This is a genomic window from Rubrivirga sp., from assembly GCF_049648075.1.
Taxonomy (GTDB): domain Bacteria; phylum Bacteroidota; class Rhodothermia; order Rhodothermales; family Rubricoccaceae; genus Rubrivirga.
The window spans coordinates 1-1713 of record NZ_JBARYR010000214.1; the positions used below are offsets into that span (position 1 = coordinate 1).

The 1713-nt window shown below is 70.5% G+C and carries 2 protein-coding genes; both read right to left on the reverse strand.

Annotated elements, in window-relative coordinates; translation table 11 throughout:
* Window positions 1–158: 158 nt before the first annotated feature.
* Window positions 159–872: a thymidine kinase gene (locus tag WBA11_RS06210; protein ID WP_424519841.1), complete on the reverse strand. Its 714-nt coding sequence runs from the start codon at window positions 870–872 to the stop codon at window positions 159–161.
* A gap of 475 nt (window positions 873–1347) precedes the next feature.
* The coding region (locus WBA11_RS06215; protein ID WP_424519842.1) for a hypothetical protein at window positions 1348–1713 on the reverse strand (366 nt) is incomplete at its 5' end.

Below are 1713 nucleotides of genomic sequence, written 5' to 3' on the forward strand. Positions count from 1 at the left end.
GTCCGACCGTTCCTCGAGGCCCGCTCTGCGGCGGCCTGGCTCTCGCGCGCGGAGATCGCACCGCCGGTTCGCCGAAGCTCTCCCACCCACGCCAACACGACCGATGCGATCAGCATCAGCACGGTCAGGATGGTGGCGACCTCGACGAGAGACACGGGCTACAGGGCGAGCGTGGGATCGGGAGTGCGTGCGGGCTCCGCCGGCGTCCCCTCGGCTTCGCTCAGGGCATGCCTCGAGGACGGGACCGGCGTCACCGGCGTCCTGGAGGTCGGGAGCGAGACCGGGACGGCCTCGACGGCCTCGGGACGGAAGCACTGGCGGCAGCGCGGCTCGTACGCCTCGGACTCGCCGACCAGCACGCGGCCGCCGCTCGCCACGATCCGCTGCGAGTGGTTGGCGGGTGCGCCGCACCGAACGCATACGGCGTGGAGCTTGGTCACGTGCTCCGCCACGGCCATGAGTTGTGGGACGGGTTCAAACGGACGGCCGAGGTAGTCCTGATCGAGGCCGGCGAGAACGACGCGGCGGCCGTCGCCGGCGAGCGCCTGGACCACGTCGACGAGCTCGGAGCCGAAGAACTGGGCCTCGTCGATCCCGACCACGTCGGCGTCGCCGGCCAGGAGCAGCATCGGCTCGGCCGTGTGGACGACCTCGGAGGGCATCGCGGTCGCGTCGTGGCTCACGACCTCGGCGTCGGCGTAGCGCGTGTCCAGGGCCGGCTTGAAGAGGGCCACCTTCTGACGCGCGAACCGGGCGCGGCGCAGGCGCCGGATCAACTCCTCGGTCTTGCCCGAGAACATCGAGCCGCAGACGACCTCGATCCAGCCACGGCGTCGGCCGCTCTCGTCGAGGGGATAGACGTGGGGTTCCATGACGGAAGGTAATCGGGCTGGGGTGCAATGCCAGGGCACCGACAACGGGCCGGCGCCGGACTTACGTGCTAGGCCACTGCATCACTCCTCTTCCCACCGATACGATAGAGATCCCCCTCTGAGGACGGCCAGCACGTCTCCGTGTCCGATCTGACCTCTGAATCCCGGGTCTACGATCTCGGTGCTCCCGACGAGGCCCTGTCGTTGGCCCCGACGGGCAGGCTCCGGATCGCCGGCAAGCGCGCGACATGCGTCGACCTCCTCGGAACTGGCCTGCCTGAGCGCGTCTCCACCGCGGGGAATGACATGTGGGTCCTAGCGACCGAGGGGGTCGCCCGTATCAATCTCACCAGGCGTCCGCTCATCCCCTCAGCTCCCCGCTGGCAACCCGCCGGTCAGGCGCAACAGCGAGCGTACAGCTCGGCACTCCCAATCTCTGTGCGGACAGACCTCGAGGCCGAACCAGCGGCCTCGCCTAGATCAGTTCGACGGCGTCCGCGCGAACCCAACCCCTCGCTCGGCCCAGGCGGGCGGGTCGCCAGCCGTCCACAGCGGGGCCGACCTCGAGGGTCTCCCCTTCGCTCACACGCGCGACACTCGCCGTCGAGGTCGACGGACCTTCGGACAGCGACGTACCCGTCGTCACCACGACGCCGAGAGGCCGCGTCGACTCCCACACGGCGAAGGACGCGGCCCCAACGGCAAAGGCCGCGACGACGGCCAGACCGCTCGCGGACCGGCGGCGGCCGGTCAGCATCGTCCCGAGCGCTGCAAAGGCCAGGGCCAGGGCGAGCGCGACCAGTCCGAATGGCCGAACCACGCCGAGCGCCCGGTACCAGGC